This is a genomic window from Streptomyces sp. NPDC008092 (assembly GCF_042957285.1).
Taxonomy (GTDB): Bacteria; Actinomycetota; Actinomycetes; order Streptomycetales; family Streptomycetaceae; genus Streptomyces.
Genome location: NZ_JBIBHY010000006.1, coordinates 244,616 through 261,788, shown reverse-complemented (window position 1 = coordinate 261,788; position 17,173 = coordinate 244,616). Strand labels below are relative to the sequence as shown.

Sequence of the window (17,173 nt, the reverse complement as noted above, 5' to 3'; positions counted from 1 at the left end):
AAGGACTTTGCCGTGCCCGAGACCAGCGGTTCGACCGGACGTACTCCGGAGACGCATGTCATCGACTTCCGTGCCGCCGAGCAGCTGCTCAACGCACGGGACCCGCGGGGTGCGGTGAAGCTGCTCGACGGAGTGATCGGAGCGCATCCCGAGAACACCGCCGCCCGGCTGCTGCGCGCGCGTGCCTTCTTCGCCGCCGCGCAACTGCGCCCCGCCGAGCTGGAGTTCACCATCGTCCTGGAGCGGGAGCCGGACAACGCGTTCGCCCACTTCGCGCTCGCCCGCACCTACCAGCGCCAGGGCCGCGCCGACCTCGCGATACGCCACTTCCGGCTGGCGGCCGCCCTGGACCCGAACCCGGAGTACCTGAAGGCGGCCCGCTTCGACAGCGGCACATGAGCCCACAGTGTGCGAGCCGCCGGAGCGTGAGCCCGCGGCGCGTGGGCGGACAGCGTGTGAGCCCGCGGCGCGTGGGCCGACGGAGCGTGTCCGGACGCTTTCTCACGGGTGACCGTGCTGCGGCGGGCGCCGGAACGGCGGCGGCCGGGTGTCCGCGGGCGGGTACGGCGGCACATCGCGGCCCGGCTGGTAGTGCGGGCCCTGCCGGATGTGCCTGAGGATCATGGTCAGGTCGACGGTGGCCACCAGCCACAGCACCCCGCAGGCGGCAGCCCAGCCGGGGCGCCCGACCAGCGCGAACGCCGCGGTGCCGAAGATGGCCCAGGCCAGCCCCCACAGGCTCAGCCACAACCGCGCCCGCAGTGCGCTGCGGGCGGTCGCCGGTTCACTGCCCGTACGCATCCCGGATCACCGCTCCTGTCTGCAACGTACTCCTCGACCGGACGTTCACCAAGGGGGACCCCGCCGTGCTGCCGGACACCGCCGACTTGCCCGACCTGCTCCTCGACCTCGCCGTGCCGCACGAGGACATCAACGAGGTGGTGGCACTGCGGCGGGCCGTGACCGCCGACCCCGGGGTGCGGCGGCTGCTGGAGGAGGGCGCCGAGGACGTGACCGGTGTAGTCCGGGAGGTGGACGACCCGACAGGGCTCGGTGACCGGGCCGCCCAGGCCCCGGCCGCCCTGGGCGAGTACTTCCTCGTGTACGTCTTCCTCGCGGCGGTGCCGCACGTCCGCGCGGTGCACCGGGCGCGCGGCATCCCCGACGACGTCTCCCGCCACACGCTCGCCGACCTCGGCCGCGGCATGGCACTGCACCGCCGGCGGTACGGCAGGGGAGGGCTGGGCGCGCGCCAGGCGCACTGGCTCACCCGGCACTTCTGCGGGCGGCTCTACCAGCTGGGACGGCTGCAGTACGAGCGGACGGCACTCGGCGAGCGCACGGCACAGGCGATCGGATCGGCCGGTACCGAGGTGACCGGCGGTGAGCCCGCCCTGGACCTGCACATCCCCGACTTCCTCGGGCCGCTCTCCCCGGTCGCCTGCGACCGCTCCCTGGACCATGCGCGGGAGTTCTTCGCGCGGCACTTCCCCGAGGAGCCGCACGCCGTCGCGACCTGTCACTCCTGGCTGCTCGACCCGCAGTTGCGCCGGTACCTCCCGGCGGACTCCAACATCGTCCGTTTCCAGGAGCGGTTCCGGCCAGGATGGGAGGACCGGGAACCGGCCGACACCACACCGGTCGGCTTCGTCTTCGGCGACCCGGACCTGCCGGTGCCGGACCTGCCCCGGCGGACGTCGGTGGAGCGGGTGGTCGGCGACCATCTGCGGGCGGGCGGCCACTGGTACGTCGGGCACGGCTGGTTCCCGTGGGACCAGTGACGGGCGTCAACCGGGCCTATGCGTAGGAAAGTTCCCGGCGAGCTTTCGAACTGCTCGAACGAGTGAACCGTCGAGGGTCGGGAACGGCGGTGCGGCGACCGGCCGTTGTTCGGGCATGACGATTGAAATGCGTGAGGGGCACGAGGGAACGGGTCCCGGAGCGATCACCCCGGACGGCTGCGCGGTCGAGCTCTACTCGCGCCTGACCGTCGGCGCCGAGCCGGACATCATCGAGGCGGCGGTCCCGGCCGGCGCCAGCATCCTGGAGCTGGGCAGCGGCGTGGGGCGCATGACGCACCCGCTCCTGGAGCGCGGGTTCACGGTCACGGCGGTGGACGAGTCGGCGGAGATGCTGGCGCGCGTGCGCGGGGCGCGCACGATACGCAGCACCATCGAAGGGCTCGACCTGGGCGAGAAGTTCGACGTGGTGATGCTCGCGTCGTTCCTGGTGCACACCGGGGACGTGGAGGAGCGCCGGGCCATGCTGCGCGCCTGCGTGGCGCACGTGGCGGACGGCGGCTGCGTGCTCATCCAGCGCGAGGGCGCGGACTACCACACGAGGGTGCCGCGGGAGCGGGTCGACCCCGGCGGCTACACCGTCCGGATCCTGTCCGTCGAGCCGGTCGGGGACGGGGTGAACTCGGTGCGCTCGGAGTACGAGTTCCCGGACGCCACCTGGACCCAGACCTTCCTGGCCCGGCCGCTCACCCGGGAACAGTTCGAGGAGGCGCTCGCGGAGTCGGGACTGGAGGTGGCGGAGTATCTGACCGAGGACGGGATATGGGTGAGGGCGGTACCGGCGGCCCGGCTCGGGTGACCCCGCCGGGCGGCGGTGGCGCCGGGGCGCCTGGCCGGGCCGGACACGGTGGGGCGGGCCGGGCGGATCACCGTCCGCCGGGACGTCCACGACTCGGCCGGCCCGCCGAGCCCATCCCACCCGTACCAGCCCCGCCCATACCGGCCCCACCCGTACCGGCCGCACCTGCGCCGCCCATGCCGCCCGTCCCACCGGTGCCGCCCATGCCGCCGAGGCCGCGCAGTCGTTCCAGCTCGCGGCGGTCGCGCTTGGTGGGTCGGCCCGCTCCGCGGTCGCGCATGCCGATGGGGGCGAAGGCCTCGCGGGGCGGGGGCGGCGGTGAGTTGTCGATGTAGCACACGGCGGCCACCGGGGCACCGACCCGCTTGCGGATCAGCCGCTTCACGATGACGACCCGCTCCCGCCCCTCGTGGCGCAGCCGCACCTCGTCGCCGACGCGCACGGAGTGGGCGGGCTTGACCCGCTCGCCGTTCACCTGGACGTGTCCGCCACGGCAGGCGGTGGCTCCCATGGAGCGGGTCTTGATCAGGCGGACGGCCCAGACCCAGCTGTCGATCCGCACGTTCTCACCAGGAGCGGGGCCCGCAGCCTCAGCCGCGGCGACGGCTGCGGCGATCGCGGCGGGGTCGGGAGCCGGGGTGGCGGGGGCCTCGGCTGCGGGGGCCCCGGCTTCCTCGCTGCTCGCGTGCTCCCTGCCGTCGTCCGCATCCTCAGAAGCCATGCCCCGACCTTAGCTCTCCGAGCCGACATCGACGGAACCGTTGTGCCGACGCCCACAACCGCACCCCGGAGCGGTGCGGGGGCCCGAGCCGCTCCGGCCGACCTCGCCCTCGCTGCGTCCGTCCCTCTTCCGCCTCCGCCTGTCTTCCGCCTCCGCCGGCCGGACCGGCAGCCCTACCGTTGAAGCGTGAACCGCACCCCCCTCACCCGGCTCGCCCACCTCGACCAGTGCGTCAGCGGCTGCCGTGCCTGTCCCCGCCTGGTCGCCTGGCGGGAGGACGTGGCGCGTACCAAGCGGGCCGCGTTCGCCGACTGGACGTACTGGGGCCGACCCGTCCCCGGGTTCGGGCCCGCCGATGCCCGGCTGCTGATCATCGGCCTCGCCCCGGCCGCGCACGGCGGCAACCGCACCGGCCGGATGTTCACCGGTGACCGTTCCGGCGACGTGCTGTACCAGGCGCTGTACGACGTCGGGCTCGCCTCGCAGCCGACCTCGGTGAGCGCCGACGACGGCCTGGAGCTGTCCGGCGTGCGCATCACCGCACCCGTGCACTGCGCCCCGCCCGCCAACAAGCCGACCCCCGCGGAGCGTGACGCCTGCCGCCACTGGCTGGTCGAGGAGCTGACGCTGCTGCGGCCGACGCTGCGCGCAGCCGTCGTACTCGGCGCCTTCGGCTGGCAGGCCGCGCTGCCGGCGTTCGCGGAGGCGGGCTGGACCGTGCCGCGGCCCCGCCCGGCCTTCGCCCATGGCGCCCGGGTCGGCCTCGGCGGGCTGGACCTCTTCGGCTGCTTCCATGTCAGCCAGCGGAACACCTTCACCGGCCGCCTCACCCCCGAGATGCTCCGCGACGTGCTGCGGACGGCGGCGGAGGCGGCCGGACTGGAGTGAGGGGCCGCGCTCAGACGATCCGGGCGGCCGCCACGGGGCGGTCGTCCACCGTGTGGGTGCCGGTGGAAGCGGAGGAGTTGACGCTCCAGCGGTACCGGGAGAACTCGCCGGTGGCGTCGGAGGCGTAGAACATCATGTGGCCGATGCCGACGCCCTGGAAGCTCTCGCCGTCCACGTTGCTGACCATGCGGGTGTCCGGGTAGCGGGGGTAGTTGCTGAGGCCGTAGACGCCGTGCGGGTCGGAGGTGCAGTCGACGATCTCGACGGCGTACTGGGTCTCGCCGGTGAAGTCGGCGACCCCGCTGAAGACGCCCTTGACCTCGCGGACCAGCACGATGTGCCCGGTGTTCGCCGCGTCCTGCCCGCTGTAGTCGACGGCGATCAGATCGCCCGGCCGCAGGTCGGTGACCTTGCGGATGCGGCGGAAGCGCGGGCCGGCGGTGTTGTCGCGGAACGCCGAGCAGTAGTCGGCGGCCTCCGGGCCCTTCTCCTGGAAGTACTGGAGGAAATACGCGTCCGTGGCCCAGCCGTAGGTGTGCTTCAGCAGCGCGGTGACGAAGGACGAGCAGCGGGCCCGGGCCACCCAGCCGGCGAGGTCGTCCGGGCGGCCCCAGGCCACGGTCGCCGGCGTGTCCAGCAGATAGACGTTGTTCGCGCGTGCCGTGCGCCCGCTGACCAGGGCGATCTCGGCGGCGTCGAGGGCACGGCCGTAGGCGCGGACGTCGTCGACCGCGCCCTTGAAGCGGTTCACGTAGCCGCCGTCCCAGCGGGCCCGGCCGATGTTGAAACCCTGGGTGGCGGCCCAGGACAGGGCGGTGTCGGCACTGCCTTCCAGGACGCCGTCGACGTAGAGCCGGACGCGGGTGCCGTCCCAGACGCCTGCCAGGTGGGTCCAGACTCCCGTCTTCGTCACCGGGGCGGCGGCGAGCGCCGAGACCTTGGTGCTCTGGTCCTCGCTGCGCACCTTGAACGCCCAGGTCCCGGCCGTGTCGTCGTACTGCAGGAGGAAGCGGCTGACGCCGCCGCCGTCCTGGCTCACGGCCGTGTACATGTTCGTGAGCACGGCGTCGTCGGCCAGCCGGACCCAGGCCGTGACCGTGAACGGTGCCGTGGTGTCCAGGACGGAGGCGGTGGCGGCGTAAGCACCGGCGGTGCCGTCGAAGCTCAGTTCGCCGCCCGCCCGCAGACCGGTCCAGCTCGCTCCCGGGCCCGGGGCGACCGGGTGGTCCAGTCCGGAGCGGTCGGCGCCCGAGCCGTCCAGCGGCCAGTGCCCGGCCAGTCCGGTCGGCAGATAGCCGGCCGCCAGCAGCCGCTGGTACCGCACCAGCTGCTCGGCCTCGGCCAGATGCGGCGCGGCGACCGGGGTGAACGGCGTGTCCAGCGGCTCGTCGGCGGCGGCGGTCCCCGTACCCGCCGTCATGCCGGCCACCGCGCCCATCCCCACCAGCGCGGCCCCGCTCAACAGCCCCCGCCTGCTCACCATGGTCATGCCCTCCCCGTCCGGTCCGTTCGGAACCGTCTCGATCTGCACTGGCGAGGAGAACTCTAGGAGATCCCTGTGCGAACTGGTGTTCCTGTGGATCACTGTCGCCGATCGTCCTGTGGACGACCGCCGGGCGGCCGGATTCCCCGGTCAGTCGCCGGTGTCCTCGCCGAACAGGTGCCGCACCGTCGACCGGTAGTTGGCCTGGACGTGGCCGAGTGCGCGGGCGCGGGCGCGGTCCGGGTCGCCGGAGGCGATGGCGTCGTACAGCTCGCGGTGTTCGGTGAGGAGCTGGGGCCACTCCTCGTTCCGCCGGGTGAGCCAGCGCAGCCGGCCGTCGACCGGTTCCATGACCGAGATGAGCAGGCTGTTGCCGGCCAGGGCCAGGATCCGGTCGTGGAAACGGGTGTTGATGTCGGTGATGGTCTCGGCGTCGCCCGCCTCGGTCGCGGCGGCCGCCCGGCCGAGCAGCTCCCGCAGCTCGGCCAGTGCCTCCGGGGTCGCCCGCGCCGCCGCCAGCCCGGCCGCGTACACCTCCAACGCCTCGCGCAGTTCGAAGAGTTCCTTGACGTCGGTCGGGGTCAGCCGGCGGACGACCGTGCGGCGGGCCGACTCGAAGAGGACGAAGCCCTCGGCGACCAGGGCCCGGATCGCCTCCCGGACCGGTACCCGGGACACCCCGAACCGCTCGGCGAGCTCCCGTTCCACCAGCCGGTCACCGGGGCCGAGGCGCCCCGCGATGATGTCCTGCCGCAGGGTCGCGAGGACGCGCTCGCGCACCGCGCCCAGGGGTTCGATCTTCGTGGTGGGGGAGCCCATGAGGTCATTTTCGCCGACCCCGGGGGCTTTTACGGAGCCGTAACGGGACGGACATCGGTCGGAACGCTTGACGGGAGCACCATGACCGCAGTTTGGTATACCAAAAGCTGGTACACCGGTTGGTTCCCTGGAGGCCCCGTGTCCCTCGCCGACCGCGCCGAAGCCACCGGCGCAACCGTGTTCGTCCCCGACCCCCGGCTCACCAACGAAGACCTGGCCCCCGCCGAGCGGCGGAACTGGAAGGTCTTCGACCTCTTCGCCATGTGGATGTCCGACGTCCACAACCTCGGCAACTACACCTTCGCCGCCGGCCTGCTGGTCCTCGGCATGAACGTCTGGCAGGTCTTCACCTCCCTCCTCGCCGGCTTCGTGCTCATCTACATCGGCATGAACTGGATGGGGAAGATCGGCCAGCGGCACGGCGTGCCGTTCCCGGTGGTCAGCCGGATCAGCTTCGGCGTCTGGGGCGCCAACATCCCGGCGCTGATCAGGGCCGTGATCGCCATCATGTGGTACGGCATCCAGACCTACCTGGCGTCCGTCGCCGTCAACGTGATGCTGCTGGCCGCCTGGCCGGGGCTGAAGTCCCTGACGGAGAGCTCCTTCCTCGGCCTGGACACGCTCGGCTGGATCTCCTTCGTCTCGCTCTGGCTGATCCAGGCGGCGATCATCAGCCGGGGCATGGAGACGATCCGCAGGTTCCAGGACTTCTGCGGCCCGGCGATCTGGCTGGTGATGATCGCCCTCGCGGTCTGGATCCTGGCCAAGGCCCACTGGACCATCTCGCTCACCTCCACCCCGCACCCGGTCCCGGTCGGCGAGCAGTGGCGGCAGTGGTTCGGCGCGATCGGCCTGATCCTCGCCACCTACGGCACCCTGATGCTCAACTTCTGCGACTTCTCGCGCTTCGCGCCCGACTACCGCACCGTCCGCCGCGGCAACTTCTGGGGCCTGCCGGTCAACTCCACCGCCTTCGTGGTCGTCTCCGTGATCGTCACGGCCGGCTCCCTGGAGGTCTTCGGCGAGGCCATCACCGATCCGGCCGAACTGGTCGCCAAGGTCGGCAACACCTGGGTCCTGGTGGTGGCGGCGCTGACCTTCGCGGTCGCCACGATGGGCGTCAACATCGTCGCCAACTTCGTCTCACCGGCGTACGACCTGGCCAACGTCTGGCCGCAGAAGATCAGTTTCAGGGTCGGCGGCATGATCAGCACGGTGGCGGCCCTGGTCGTCACGCCCTGGAACCTCTTCTCCAACCCCACCGTCGTCAACTACTTCCTCGGCGGCCTCGGTGCCTTCCTGGGCCCGCTGTTCGGCGTGATCATGGTCGACTACTACGTGATCAAGCGCGGCAAGGTGGACGTCCAGCAGCTCTTCGACGCGGCCCCCGGCTCCCCGTACCACTACCGCAAGGGCGTCAACCCCAAGGCCCTGTGGGCGTTCCTGCCCTCGGCGGCGGTCGCGGCCGTGCTCGCGCTGGTGAAGACGTTCAGCGACGTGGCGCCGTACTCCTGGTTCATCGGCACGGCGCTGGCCGCGGGCCTCTACCTGGCGCTGTGCCGCGGCGATCGAGCCCCCGTGACCGAGGAGGTCTGAAGGACGTGCGGATCGTCGTCACCAACTGCAACACCACGCAGGAGATGACCGAGGAGATCGTACGAGGTGCCCGGGCCGCCGCAGGCCCGGGCACCGCCGTGACCGGGCTGACCCCGCACTGGGGGCCCGAGTCGGCGGAGGGCTGGCTGGACAGCTACCTGTCGGCTGCGGCGGTCCTGGACGCGCTGCGGACGTACGCCGGTCCGCCGTACGACGCGGTGGTCATGGCCGGATTCGGCGAGCACGGGCGCGAGGGCGTGCGGGAACTGGTGGACGTGCCCGTCGTCGACATCACCGAGGCCGCGGCCCACCTGGCCTGTCTGCTGGGTCGCCGCTACGGCGTCGTCACCACCCTGGACCGGTCGCGCGGGCAGATCGAGGACAGCCTGGAGACCGCCGGGGTGGCCCGCAACTGCGTCGCCGTCGCCGGAACCGGACTCGGCGTCCTGGACCTCGCCGGTGACCCCGGGCGCACGGAGGCCGCGTTCCTCGCGGCGGCCGAGCGGGTCCGGGACGCCGGCGCCGAGGTCCTGGTCCTCGGCTGCGCCGGGATGACGGGGCTGCAGCGGGTGGTGGGGGAGAAGCTCGGCGTTCCGGTGGTCGACGGGGTCGGCGCGGCGGTGAAGCTGGCCGAGTCGCTGGTGGCGCTCGGACTCACGACCAGCCGGGCGGGCAGCTACCGGAAGCCGCTGGCGAAGAGCCGGGTGTGGGGGGCCGCGCCGGGGCGGCCGTAGCGCGAGCGTCCTCCCGGAGCCGGAGCCGGAGCCGGAGCCGGAGCCGGAGCCGGAGCCGGAGCCGGAGCCGGAGCCGGAGCCGGAGCCGGGACCGGGACCGGCTCAGGGCCGCCACACGTACCGCACGTCCGGCTCCCGCTCCTCGTTCCCGCTTCCGTCCGTGTGCTCGACGGCGACGAAGCCGTGCCGCTCGTAGAACCGGTGCGCGGGCTTGTTGACCTGGAACGTCCAGAGCGTCAGCCCCGACGGGGAGCGCTCCTTGGCCAGTGCGACGAACCGGTCGCCGATACCGCGCCCGCGCCACTCCGGGGCCAGGTACAGCTGGGACAGCAGATCCTCCGCGAGCACCATCATGCCCACGACGCGACCGCCCGTCTCCGCGACCCAGGTCTCGCGCGCCGGCACCACGACGTCCCGGATGTACGCGCGCACCTCGTCGTCCGAGCGCGGCCGGACGACCGTGGGCAGGGCGGCGCCGAACGACCGCAGCCAGACATCGGCGACCCCGGCGGCATCCGGCCCGGCGGCGCGGCGCAGTACGACCTCGGCGTTCACCCCCGCGCCCCCTCGGGCACGACGGCCGTCGCCGTGATCTCCACCAGCTGCCCGGTGTAGCCCAGACAGGCGACCCCGACCAGCGTCGACGAGTGCGGCCCGGCGCTGAGCCCGGAGGCCTCGACGACCTCCCAGACGCCGGACAGCACCGCGGGCTCACTGCTCACGACGTACACGTCCGTCGCCAGCACGTACTCCAGGTCGCTGCCGACCGAGCGGAGTTGCTCCCGCAGGTTGGCGATCACCCGCTCGGCCTGCCGCGGCGGATCCCCCTCGCCGACGAGCTTCCCCTCGTCGTCCAGCGGAACGGAACCGGCGAGGAACGCGAGCTTCGTGCCGGCCTCGACGACGGAGACGTGCGAGTAGCCCGGCGGCGGGAAGAGAGCCGGGGCGGTGACACGCTGGATCACGGGGGCTCCTGGAATGAAAGACGGACAACCGGTCGATCATCCGCGCTCGCGAGGGGCGGCCGCACCTGAATTTCCCCGGGCGGCTGCCAGCGGGCGGCCAGACCGCCGTACGGACTCCCCACCCGCCGGCTCCCGTGCCCAGGGCACCCACCGCCCCGGCAGCGACTGGGATCCGGCCGTCTACCACCGGGGCCGGTTCGACCCGGCCGCCCTCCGGACCTGTCATGCCGTGCTCGCTGCCCGCCGGGGAATGGGTGACGAACGAGAAGCGGCTGCTGGAGCGAGCCGGGCTGCGGGGAGTTGCCGACATCCTCGGCGGATTGCGGCCGGAATCCGGTGAGTTGGCCCTGGCCGTGAATGAGGACGAGCTGCTGTTCGGCTTTGCGTGACGTAATTGGGCTGCTCGAAAAATGCCTGGGAACACGCCAGTTGCCGCTGCTACCGTCCCTCACGTGGCGAAACTCAATCAGATCATCGCGGTCGAGAAGGGCATCAAGTCCAAGGCTCATCAGGACCTGACGTCGGCGCATCACGGGCTGCAGAAGCCCGCGTTGCTGGCCGGTATCTCGCGGACGTACCAGCCGAAGGACGAGGAGGGCGAGCAGTTGCCGCCCGAGTCCACGCGGGTCCAGGTCAAGGCCGAGGACGTGCTGCGGGAGACCTCGGCCACGCTGACCCGGCTCTTCGACGTGACCGCCACCAAGGACTGGGCCAACTGCGAGGCCAGGGCCGATGTGAAGGTGGACGGGCGGGTGCTGGTCGCCGGCGTGCCCGTCGCCTACCTGCTGTTCCTGGAGAAGCAGCTCGTCGATCTCCAGACGTTCGTACGGAAGCTGCCTGTTCTCGACGCCTCCGAGTCGTGGCTGCAGGACCCCTCCACCGACGCCTGGAAGACCGAGCCGGTGCGGACCCTGCGCACCAGGAAGGTGCCCCGCAACCATGTGAAGGCCGAGGCCACCGAGAAGCATCCGGCCCAGGTCGAGGTGTACTACGAGGACGTACCGGTGGGGTACTGGACCACCGTGAAGTTCTCGGGTGCGCTGCCCGCCCGGCGGGTCAACGAACTCCTCGACCGGGTCGAGAAGTTGCAGCAGGCCGTCAAGTTCGCCCGTGAGGAGGCGAACGGCGCCGACGTCGTCGACCAGCGGGTCGGGGACGCCGTGTTCGGCTATCTCTTCGGATAGCCTTCCCAGACTCCCCGGCCCCAGTGGCCGGGGTGCGCGAGGAGCGCAAAGCTGAAGCTGAGCCTTGTCGTGAAGAGCGGTCGTATCCACAGTGCGCACTGTGCGCACAGTGCACACCACGCACGCCGTGCACGCCGTGCACATCGGGCGGACCGCGTTGAATCTCAGACTCTCGCTCCAGACTCAGCATTCGCCGCCGATCGCCGGATCGACCGGGCCCGGGCCCCAGTTCGTCGAAATGCAGGTTCAAGTCCTGCCCGCGCAGCTCGATGCGTGGTGGTCCAAAGGAAGGACGCGACGACCTTACGACTGACCCGGGTCCTCAAGTGTGCCGGCGTGTGAAGATGGGTGGCATTCCGGGGCCCGGGGGCAGGCTACGCCCTCGGGCCCGCTCGCGTTCCGCCCCGAATCGGCCCCGCAGGGAATTGCGTTCATAAAGAACGCGGCTCTCCGGGGCACTTGTCACACCCACGAAATGCGAACGCACCTTTCCGTACCGGAACACGATCTACCGTGGGACGCACAAGCCAGCAGCCCGGCCACCGTCGCCCGAAGGCACACCCCGCCCTCGTCCGGACAGGAGCCCCGTGTCCCGTCGCATCGCTCTGCCGCCCTGGCTCGCCCACGCCCTGCGCGCCCAGCGCGGGCCCGTGTCCTGGAGCGCCGTGACGAGAGGGGCGCTGGCCGCTGGGCCGCTGCTGCTCGCCGCGGTCCTGCTGCACCGCACCTCGCTCGGCGTCGTCGCCGCCATCGCTGCCATGCTCGCCGGGATCAACGACCGCCCTGGCAGCCGACGCTCCGCCGTCCGGCGGCTCGGGGCGCCCGCGGCGGCCGGGGCGCTCGGGCTGCTCGTCGGCACGTACGGCGGGGAACACCTGACCGCCGTGCCCCTGACCCTGCTGCTCATCGCGCTCGGGCTGGTCGCCGGCGGCATGAGCGCCGTCGGGCCCGTCGCCTCCGGGGCCGGGACCCAGCTGCTGGTCGCCGCCGCCATCGGCGCCGGGATGCCGGTCGCCGAGGCGGGCTGGCAGCGGGCCCTCGCCTTTCTCGCGGGCGCCGGGTGGCTGGTCGTGCTCCGCCTCGCCCTGCCCACCCCCGGCGCGATCGCCGGTGACTTCCGCTTCGACGGGGAGCGGGACGCCGTCGCCGCCGTGTACGACGCCGTCGCCGACCTGCTCGACGCGGTGGGCGGCGAGGCCGCCGGCCCCGGACGTGCCGCCCTCACCGCCGCGCTCGACCACGCCCAGGACGCGCTCACCGGGCCCCGGCTGCGGCGGTACGCCAGTTCCGCCGCCGAACGCCGGCTGCACGCGCAGTACGCCGCCGCCCTGCCCCTCGCCGAGGCGGCCACCGCCCTCGCCTGGGCCGGGGAGCCGATATCCGCACGGGCGGCCGAGGGGCCCCGGCGGCTCGCCGTCGCCGTCCGGGCGGGCGGCGGCACCGGGCCGCTGCCCGCACCCTCGCGGTCCGCGCCCGCGCTGCGCGCCCTCGACGACGCCCTGCTGCACGCCGCGGAGGCCTTCGACCGGGCCGAACCCGAGGGCGGCGGGCAGCGGCCGCCCGCTCGGCGCCGAACCGCCGTCGACATCGTGCGCGCCGCGCTCGGCGGCGGCGGGCGGGAGTACGGGCTGCGGGTCGCCCTCTGCTTCGGGGCCAGCGCCGCCATCGCCCAGGCCCTGCACCACGCCCGCTGGTACGGCGAGCACCAGCACTGGTACTGGCTGCCCGCCACCGCCGTCTTCCTCGTCAAGCCCGACCTCGGGCCGCTCGCCTCCCGGGTGCTGTGCCGGGCCGCGGGCACCGTGCTCGGCGCCCTCGTCTTCGCCGGCCTCGCCGCCGTGCTGCCCCGGCCCGAGGGACTCGTCGCACTGGTCGCCGTCTGCGGAGCGGTGATCCCGCTGTCCACCCGGCACTTCGGCGCCCAGACCGCCGTCGTCACCGTCCTCGTGCTCGCCCTGGTCATGGTCGGCGGCGAACCGCAGGCCTCCCTCAGCCGGATCGGCGAGACGCTGCTGGCCTGCGCGCTCGTGCTGGTCGTCGGCCATCTGCCGATGCCGGGACGGCGGGGCGGCGGGGTACGCGCCCGGCTCGCGTCGGCCGGGCGGGCCGCGCACGCCTATCTCGACCACGTCCTGAGCGGCTCCGGCGACCGCGGCGAACGCTGGGCCCTGCGCCGCGAGGCCTACCGCACCCTCGCCGAGGCCCGGGCCGCCATCGCCCTCGGCGCCGCCGAACTCCCCGCCCTGGCCCGGCACACCGAGGGCACGGACGCGGTGGCCGCCGTACTCGAACGGCTCGTGGACACGACCACCGCGTGTGCCGTGCACCTCGACGAGACGGGACGGCTGACCGACCGGCACACCCGGCAACTCGAAGACCTGGCAGGGGAGCTGGAGCGCGGTGGGCAGCGGCTCGGGGTCGCGGTGCCGCGGATGCCGGTCGCCGCGTAGTCAGCGCGCCAAGGTGCCCTCCAGCACCGTCACGGGGATGGGCGGGCGGCTCCACAGGGCGAGGATCTCGTTGGCCAGGGCCACGACGGACAGCGGCGGCCGGTCGCCGTACACCTCGACGGCGGCCGCCGAGAGGCTGCGCGGAACCGCCGACGCGTCCAGCAGGACCCGCCAGTCCTCCGGGCTCAGCGCCAGGAACTCCAGACCGGTGAGCTGCGCGATCTCCAGCGGGTCGGCGAGCGTACCGGGGTAGGCGCTGAGGGTGCGCAGCCGGGGCAGCCCGACGACCGGGGCGAGACCGAACCGCTGCCCCTCCTCCACCGCACCGATGCTCAGCACCTCCAGGCCGGGGTGCGCGGCCTCCTCGACACTTCCGATGCTCGCGTGGTTGACGTACCCCACGGCCGGTGGCCGGTGCCCGGCGTGGCCGCCGCGCCGTGCGTCCTCCGGCAGGTTCACCACCAGGTCGGTGAGCGAGCCGGCGAGCAGGTCGGCGCCGGTGTGGTCCTCGTGTCCGATCATGATGATCTGACCGGTGTGGCCGGCCGGGCCGGGCGTGAGGTCCACCGCGATCAGGTCGCCGCCGCCGTTGTCGCCGAAGACGATCCAGCCCGGCGAGCCGACCAGGCCCTGCACCGCCGCGTCCGGCGGGGTGACGACCGCGTCCTTCGCCGCGAACCGCCAGTCGGCCGGACGGGTCGACGCGTCCGCGAGGAACACCTCGTCCAGCGGGAGGACCTCGCAGCCGACCGCCTCGGAGACGGCGTACGAGTCCTCCCCGTCGCCCCAGTCCTGCCCGTTCTCCCCGTTCTCGCCTCTCTCCTCGTCCTCTCCGTTCTCCTCGTCCTCCCAGTGCGCCCGCGTCACCCGGTACAGCGCCCTGAGCTCCGCGGGCAGCGGGACGCCGAGCCGGGCCTCCGCCGCCGCGATCTCCGCCCCGGTCGCGCCGACGGCGTCGGGGAGCCGCTCGCGCAGCGTCCGCTCCAGCAGCTCCGGGTCCGCCGAGGGGTGCGGCACCGCATGGGGCATCGGCTCGGGCAGCCGGCGCCAGGGCTCGGGGACGGCGTCCTCGACCAGGATCAGCGAACCCGGATGCGGATCCCCGATCCCGGGTGTCACGGCGGGGCTGCTGCCGATGAGATGGAGCACGGTCCGCCCGTCCCGGCGGATCTCCGCGGCGAAGGCCATGTCGTCGGCTCCGGCCTCGGCCAGTGCCTCCTGCACCCGCTGTACGGCGTCGAACTCGTCCTGCACGTCCTCCACCTGGGCGGCCCGCCCGGGCGGCGGAGTCGGGCGGGGCAGGTCCAGACTCCAGCCGAACAGGCCGATACGGCCCACTACCTGGCCACCCGGTGCGGCAAGGCGCTCCGGATGGGCGGCACGCAGCAGCCGCAGCACGGGCTCCCAGGTGGCGAAGTCGTGCAGTGCGGGCAAGGCGGGCTCCAGTCGTCCGGGGAGGGCGGCGATGTGACGTGCGATCCGATTGTCGCGGAGGCCACTGTCACCCGGTGCGCCGGAGACCGTCAGGTGTCCCGGAGGCGTGCGCCGCAGCCGGCCTCAGTCCGCGAACCGCGCCCAGACCGGCGCATGGTCCGAACCCGCGACCCCGCGCCGCTTCGCCGGATCCTCGCCCACCGACGGCAGGTCCGGCGGTGCGGTGGTGCCCGGCAGGCCCGTGCCCGCCTCCGTCAGCCGGTGCACCAGGCGGTGGCTGAGGAGTATGTGGTCGATCAGTTCGCGCCGCCCGGAGTCGACGCGGGAGTAGCGCTGCTCCGCCGGTATGCGCGGGGCGATGTCCCACAGCCGTACGGCGTCGCCCTTGTCCGGGTGGTCGTAGCCGGTGGTGCCGAGTTCGGAGCCGGGCGGGCCGAGCAGGATCTGGGTGGTGGCCGCCTGCACCTCGTCGTTGAGGTCGCCGAGGACCGCGACGTCGCGGGACGTGCCCTGCCCGGCGAGCAGTTCGTCCGCCAGCGCCCGCAGCGCCGTCGCCTCGGCGGCGCGCCGGTAGAGGGCGTACGCCCCGTAGCGCGCCCGTTCCCCCTCGTCGTGCGGGTAGAAGCGGTCGCCGGGGTAGGTCAGGAGCTTGGACTTGAGATGGGCCACGGCCACCGTGAGCGGTCCGGCCGGGGTCTGCAGCGCGACCGCCAGGAAGCCGCGCCCGGCCTGGGCGGCGGTCGCGCCCGAGTCGTCCGTCTGCACCGGGCGCAGGGCGGCCGGGAACGCGGCCGTGTCGGCGGCCACCGTCAGCTCGGCACGGGTCAGGAAGCCGACCCGGATGCCCCGGCCGTCGGGGTGCGAGGAGAGGGTGAACCGCCAGTTCGGGCCGAGCAGTTCGGCGAGGTCCGCCAAGGCGTCGGGGTCACCGACCTCCTGGACGCCGAGCAGGGTCGGGTCGAGCGGGCCGATCACGGAGGCGAGGGCGGCGAGCTTCGCCTCGTAGGCGGACTTGTCCTTGGGGCCGTAGGGGCTGCCGGGCCGGTAGAGGTTTTCGAGGTTCCAGGTGCCCAGGAGCATGCCGGGCTCCTTCCAGGAGGTGGTGCGGCCAGCGTGCTCGCCCGGGCCGCCTCGCGACAGTGCCGGGACCGGATGCGCGGTTCGGCTCACCCGGGCCGAGGACGGTGCCCTACGTTGGGGGGATGAGCTCCGCTCCCGCAGCCCGCGGTGCCGGTTCCGCCGGCTGTGGCTCCGGTTCCGCCGGCTGTGGCTCCGGCTCCGGCTCCGGCTCCGTCGGCTGTGGCTCCGGCTCCGTCGGCCTGGTGCACAGCGCCCGCGCCGCCGACGTCCGCACCACGATCGTCGACGGCCGGGTCCTGATGCGCATGCGCCTGGCCCCCGAGGGTGCCGGAGCCGCGGAAAAAAAGCTTCGGCCGCGCCGATGAGTTCTCTCCACTCCCGCGGTCACCACCCGGAACCGACCGTTGTCCAGGAGGGTCCATGTCGCTTCCGGAGATCGTCTCGCGCGAGCGGTGGCGCGCCGCGCGTGCGGAGTTACTGCGCAGGGAGGAGGCGCTCACCCGCGCGCGCGACGCGCTGAGCGCCGAGCGGCGCCGGCTGCCCATGGTCGAGGTGGACCCCGAGTACGTCTTCGAGGGCGGCGACGGCAAGGCGACCCTGCTGGACCTCTTCGACGGGCGGCCCCAACTCGTCGTCCACCACTTCATGTTCGCTCCGGAGTGGGAGGCCGGCTGCCCCTGCTGCGCCGCCTTCCTGGACCAGGTCGGCCACCTGGCCCATCTGCGGGCGCGCGGCACCGCGTTCGCGGTGGTCTCCCGGGCACCGTTCACCAGGATCCTGCCGTTCAAGGCGCGGATGGGCTGGACGCTGCCCTGGTACTCGTCCTGTCACACCGGCTTCGACCACGACTTCGACCACGACTTCAACCGCGACTTCGAGGCCACCATCGTCGTGGACGACGAACCGGTCGAACGGCCCGGCCTCAGCTGCTTCCTGCGGGAGCACGACCGGGTCTTCCACACCTACTCGGTGTACGACCGCGGTCTCGACGGACTGGGCCCGGCCACCTCCCTGCTCGACCTGACGGCCCTCGGCCGGCTGCCGGAGGGCAGTGAACGCGTCCGCTATCACGACGAGTACGAAGACTGACACGGCCGGTCACGCAAGTGGCCGAAAGTCAGCCCAAAGTCAACGGACCCTCACCGTCCGCGCCGACGGTGTGTCGGGTATGTCTCAATAGCGTCACCGGGCGAGCCGTTCGCGTTCTCCAGAGCGTTAACT

General features: G+C 73.0%; 19 protein-coding genes. 11 read left to right on the top strand and 8 right to left on the bottom strand.

What is annotated here, in order from left to right:
• Positions 1 to 12 precede the first annotated feature (12 nt).
• Positions 13 to 399 (top strand): tetratricopeptide repeat protein, encoded by a 387-nt coding sequence (locus ACFZB3_RS21150; protein WP_391377176.1) that lies wholly within the window; start codon positions 13 to 15, stop codon positions 397 to 399.
• A gap of 102 nt (positions 400 to 501) precedes the next feature.
• On the opposite strand, the gene ACFZB3_RS21145 is transcribed toward ACFZB3_RS21150, so the two are convergent.
• Positions 502 to 801 carry a DUF6343 family protein gene (locus ACFZB3_RS21145; RefSeq protein ID WP_391377175.1) on the bottom strand — a complete coding sequence of 100 codons (300 nt, stop codon included), beginning with the start codon at positions 799 to 801 and terminating at the stop codon, positions 502 to 504.
• A 65-nt stretch (positions 802 to 866) separates the two neighbouring features.
• Between ACFZB3_RS21145 and ACFZB3_RS21140 the strand changes: the two genes are divergently transcribed.
• Both ACFZB3_RS21140 and ACFZB3_RS21135 read left to right on the top strand, forming a co-directional pair.
• Complete coding sequence (locus tag ACFZB3_RS21140; RefSeq protein WP_391377174.1) at positions 867 to 1,781, top strand: acyltransferase domain-containing protein; 915 nt, start codon at positions 867 to 869, stop codon at positions 1,779 to 1,781.
• 127 nt (positions 1,782 to 1,908) lie between these two features.
• Entirely contained in the window at positions 1,909 to 2,598 is a 690-nt protein-coding gene (locus ACFZB3_RS21135) for a methyltransferase (RefSeq protein WP_391377826.1), read from the top strand.
• 67 nt (positions 2,599 to 2,665) lie between these two features.
• Here the strand turns inward: ACFZB3_RS21135 and ACFZB3_RS21130 are convergent, their stop codons facing one another.
• Positions 2,666 to 3,319, bottom strand: a complete 654-nt coding sequence (locus ACFZB3_RS21130; RefSeq protein ID WP_391377173.1) for a S4 domain-containing protein — start codon at positions 3,317 to 3,319, stop codon at positions 2,666 to 2,668.
• 186 nt (positions 3,320 to 3,505) lie between these two features.
• Between ACFZB3_RS21130 and ACFZB3_RS21125 the strand changes: the two genes are divergently transcribed.
• Positions 3,506 to 4,207, top strand: a complete 702-nt coding sequence (locus ACFZB3_RS21125; RefSeq protein WP_391377172.1) for a uracil-DNA glycosylase family protein — start codon at positions 3,506 to 3,508, stop codon at positions 4,205 to 4,207.
• 10 nt (positions 4,208 to 4,217) lie between these two features.
• Here the strand turns inward: ACFZB3_RS21125 and ACFZB3_RS21120 are convergent, their stop codons facing one another.
• Both ACFZB3_RS21120 and ACFZB3_RS21115 read right to left on the bottom strand, forming a co-directional pair.
• Positions 4,218 to 5,696, bottom strand: coding sequence for a LamG-like jellyroll fold domain-containing protein (locus ACFZB3_RS21120; protein ID WP_391377171.1), 1,479 nt, complete (start codon positions 5,694 to 5,696; stop codon positions 4,218 to 4,220).
• A gap of 144 nt (positions 5,697 to 5,840) precedes the next feature.
• Entirely contained in the window at positions 5,841 to 6,509 is a 669-nt protein-coding gene (locus ACFZB3_RS21115) for an FCD domain-containing protein (protein ID WP_391377170.1), read from the bottom strand.
• A gap of 138 nt (positions 6,510 to 6,647) precedes the next feature.
• Between ACFZB3_RS21115 and ACFZB3_RS21110 the strand changes: the two genes are divergently transcribed.
• A complete protein-coding gene (locus tag ACFZB3_RS21110) occupies positions 6,648 to 8,105 on the top strand; it encodes a cytosine permease (protein WP_391377169.1) in 1,458 nt (485 codons plus the stop codon).
• 5 nt (positions 8,106 to 8,110) lie between these two features.
• Positions 8,111 to 8,839 (top strand): aspartate/glutamate racemase family protein, encoded by a 729-nt coding sequence (locus ACFZB3_RS21105; protein WP_391377168.1) that lies wholly within the window; start codon positions 8,111 to 8,113, stop codon positions 8,837 to 8,839.
• Between the two features lie 102 nt (positions 8,840 to 8,941).
• On the opposite strand, the gene ACFZB3_RS21100 is transcribed toward ACFZB3_RS21105, so the two are convergent.
• A complete protein-coding gene (locus tag ACFZB3_RS21100) occupies positions 8,942 to 9,394 on the bottom strand; it encodes a GNAT family N-acetyltransferase (RefSeq protein ID WP_391377167.1) in 453 nt (150 codons plus the stop codon).
• Complete coding sequence (locus ACFZB3_RS21095) at positions 9,391 to 9,804, bottom strand: Rid family hydrolase (RefSeq protein WP_391377166.1); 414 nt, start codon at positions 9,802 to 9,804, stop codon at positions 9,391 to 9,393. Before ACFZB3_RS21095 ends, ACFZB3_RS21100 begins: the two co-directional genes overlap by 4 nt.
• Before the next feature lie 254 nt (positions 9,805 to 10,058).
• Between ACFZB3_RS21095 and ACFZB3_RS21090 the strand changes: the two genes are divergently transcribed.
• The 3 genes from ACFZB3_RS21090 (at position 10,059) to ACFZB3_RS21080 (ending at position 13,438) form a co-directional block, all read left to right on the top strand.
• Positions 10,059 to 10,193, top strand: coding sequence for a hypothetical protein (locus ACFZB3_RS21090; RefSeq protein WP_391377165.1), 135 nt, complete (start codon positions 10,059 to 10,061; stop codon positions 10,191 to 10,193).
• A 63-nt stretch (positions 10,194 to 10,256) separates the two neighbouring features.
• On the top strand, positions 10,257 to 10,988 hold the full coding sequence (locus ACFZB3_RS21085) for a hypothetical protein (RefSeq protein ID WP_391377164.1): 732 nt from the start codon (positions 10,257 to 10,259) through the stop codon (positions 10,986 to 10,988).
• Positions 10,989 to 11,575: 587 nt separating this feature from the next.
• The gene (locus tag ACFZB3_RS21080; protein WP_391377163.1) at positions 11,576 to 13,438 is read left to right on the top strand and encodes an FUSC family protein; all 1,863 of its coding nucleotides are present in this window, start codon (positions 11,576 to 11,578) and stop codon (positions 13,436 to 13,438) included.
• Here ACFZB3_RS21080 and ACFZB3_RS21075 read toward each other — a convergent pair whose 3' ends face one another.
• On the bottom strand, positions 13,439 to 14,872 hold the full coding sequence (locus tag ACFZB3_RS21075; protein WP_391377162.1) for an SMI1/KNR4 family protein: 1,434 nt from the start codon (positions 14,870 to 14,872) through the stop codon (positions 13,439 to 13,441).
• Between the two features lie 123 nt (positions 14,873 to 14,995).
• On the bottom strand, positions 14,996 to 15,952 hold the full coding sequence (locus ACFZB3_RS21070) for an endonuclease/exonuclease/phosphatase family protein (protein ID WP_391377161.1): 957 nt from the start codon (positions 15,950 to 15,952) through the stop codon (positions 14,996 to 14,998).
• A 122-nt stretch (positions 15,953 to 16,074) separates the two neighbouring features.
• Between ACFZB3_RS21070 and ACFZB3_RS21065 the strand changes: the two genes are divergently transcribed.
• Together ACFZB3_RS21065 and ACFZB3_RS21060 are read left to right on the top strand one after the other, a co-directional pair.
• Complete coding sequence (locus tag ACFZB3_RS21065) at positions 16,075 to 16,317, top strand: hypothetical protein (RefSeq protein WP_391377870.1); 243 nt, start codon at positions 16,075 to 16,077, stop codon at positions 16,315 to 16,317.
• Between the two features lie 55 nt (positions 16,318 to 16,372).
• A complete protein-coding gene (locus tag ACFZB3_RS21060; protein WP_391377160.1) occupies positions 16,373 to 17,041 on the top strand; it encodes a DUF899 family protein in 669 nt (222 codons plus the stop codon).
• Positions 17,042 to 17,173 lie beyond the last annotated feature (132 nt).

What these genes read in the sequence shown, in the direction of transcription:
- ACFZB3_RS21145 (WP_391377175.1), bottom strand. Translation starts at nt 801, where the DNA reads ATGCGTACGGGCAGTGAACCGGCGACCGCCCGCAGCGCACTGCGGGCG.
- ACFZB3_RS21135 (WP_391377826.1), top strand. Translation starts at nt 1,909, where the DNA reads ATGCGTGAGGGGCACGAGGGAACGGGTCCCGGAGCGATCACCCCGGAC.
- ACFZB3_RS21130 (WP_391377173.1), bottom strand. Translation starts at nt 3,319, where the DNA reads ATGGCTTCTGAGGATGCGGACGACGGCAGGGAGCACGCGAGCAGCGAG.
- ACFZB3_RS21120 (WP_391377171.1), bottom strand. Translation starts at nt 5,696, where the DNA reads ATGACCATGGTGAGCAGGCGGGGGCTGTTGAGCGGGGCCGCGCTGGTG.
- ACFZB3_RS21115 (WP_391377170.1), bottom strand. Translation starts at nt 6,509, where the DNA reads ATGGGCTCCCCCACCACGAAGATCGAACCCCTGGGCGCGGTGCGCGAG.
- ACFZB3_RS21070 (WP_391377161.1), bottom strand. Translation starts at nt 15,952, where the DNA reads ATGCTCCTGGGCACCTGGAACCTCGAAAACCTCTACCGGCCCGGCAGC.
- ACFZB3_RS21065 (WP_391377870.1), top strand. Translation starts at nt 16,075, where the DNA reads ATGAGCTCCGCTCCCGCAGCCCGCGGTGCCGGTTCCGCCGGCTGTGGC.
- ACFZB3_RS21060 (WP_391377160.1), top strand. Translation starts at nt 16,373, where the DNA reads ATGTCGCTTCCGGAGATCGTCTCGCGCGAGCGGTGGCGCGCCGCGCGT.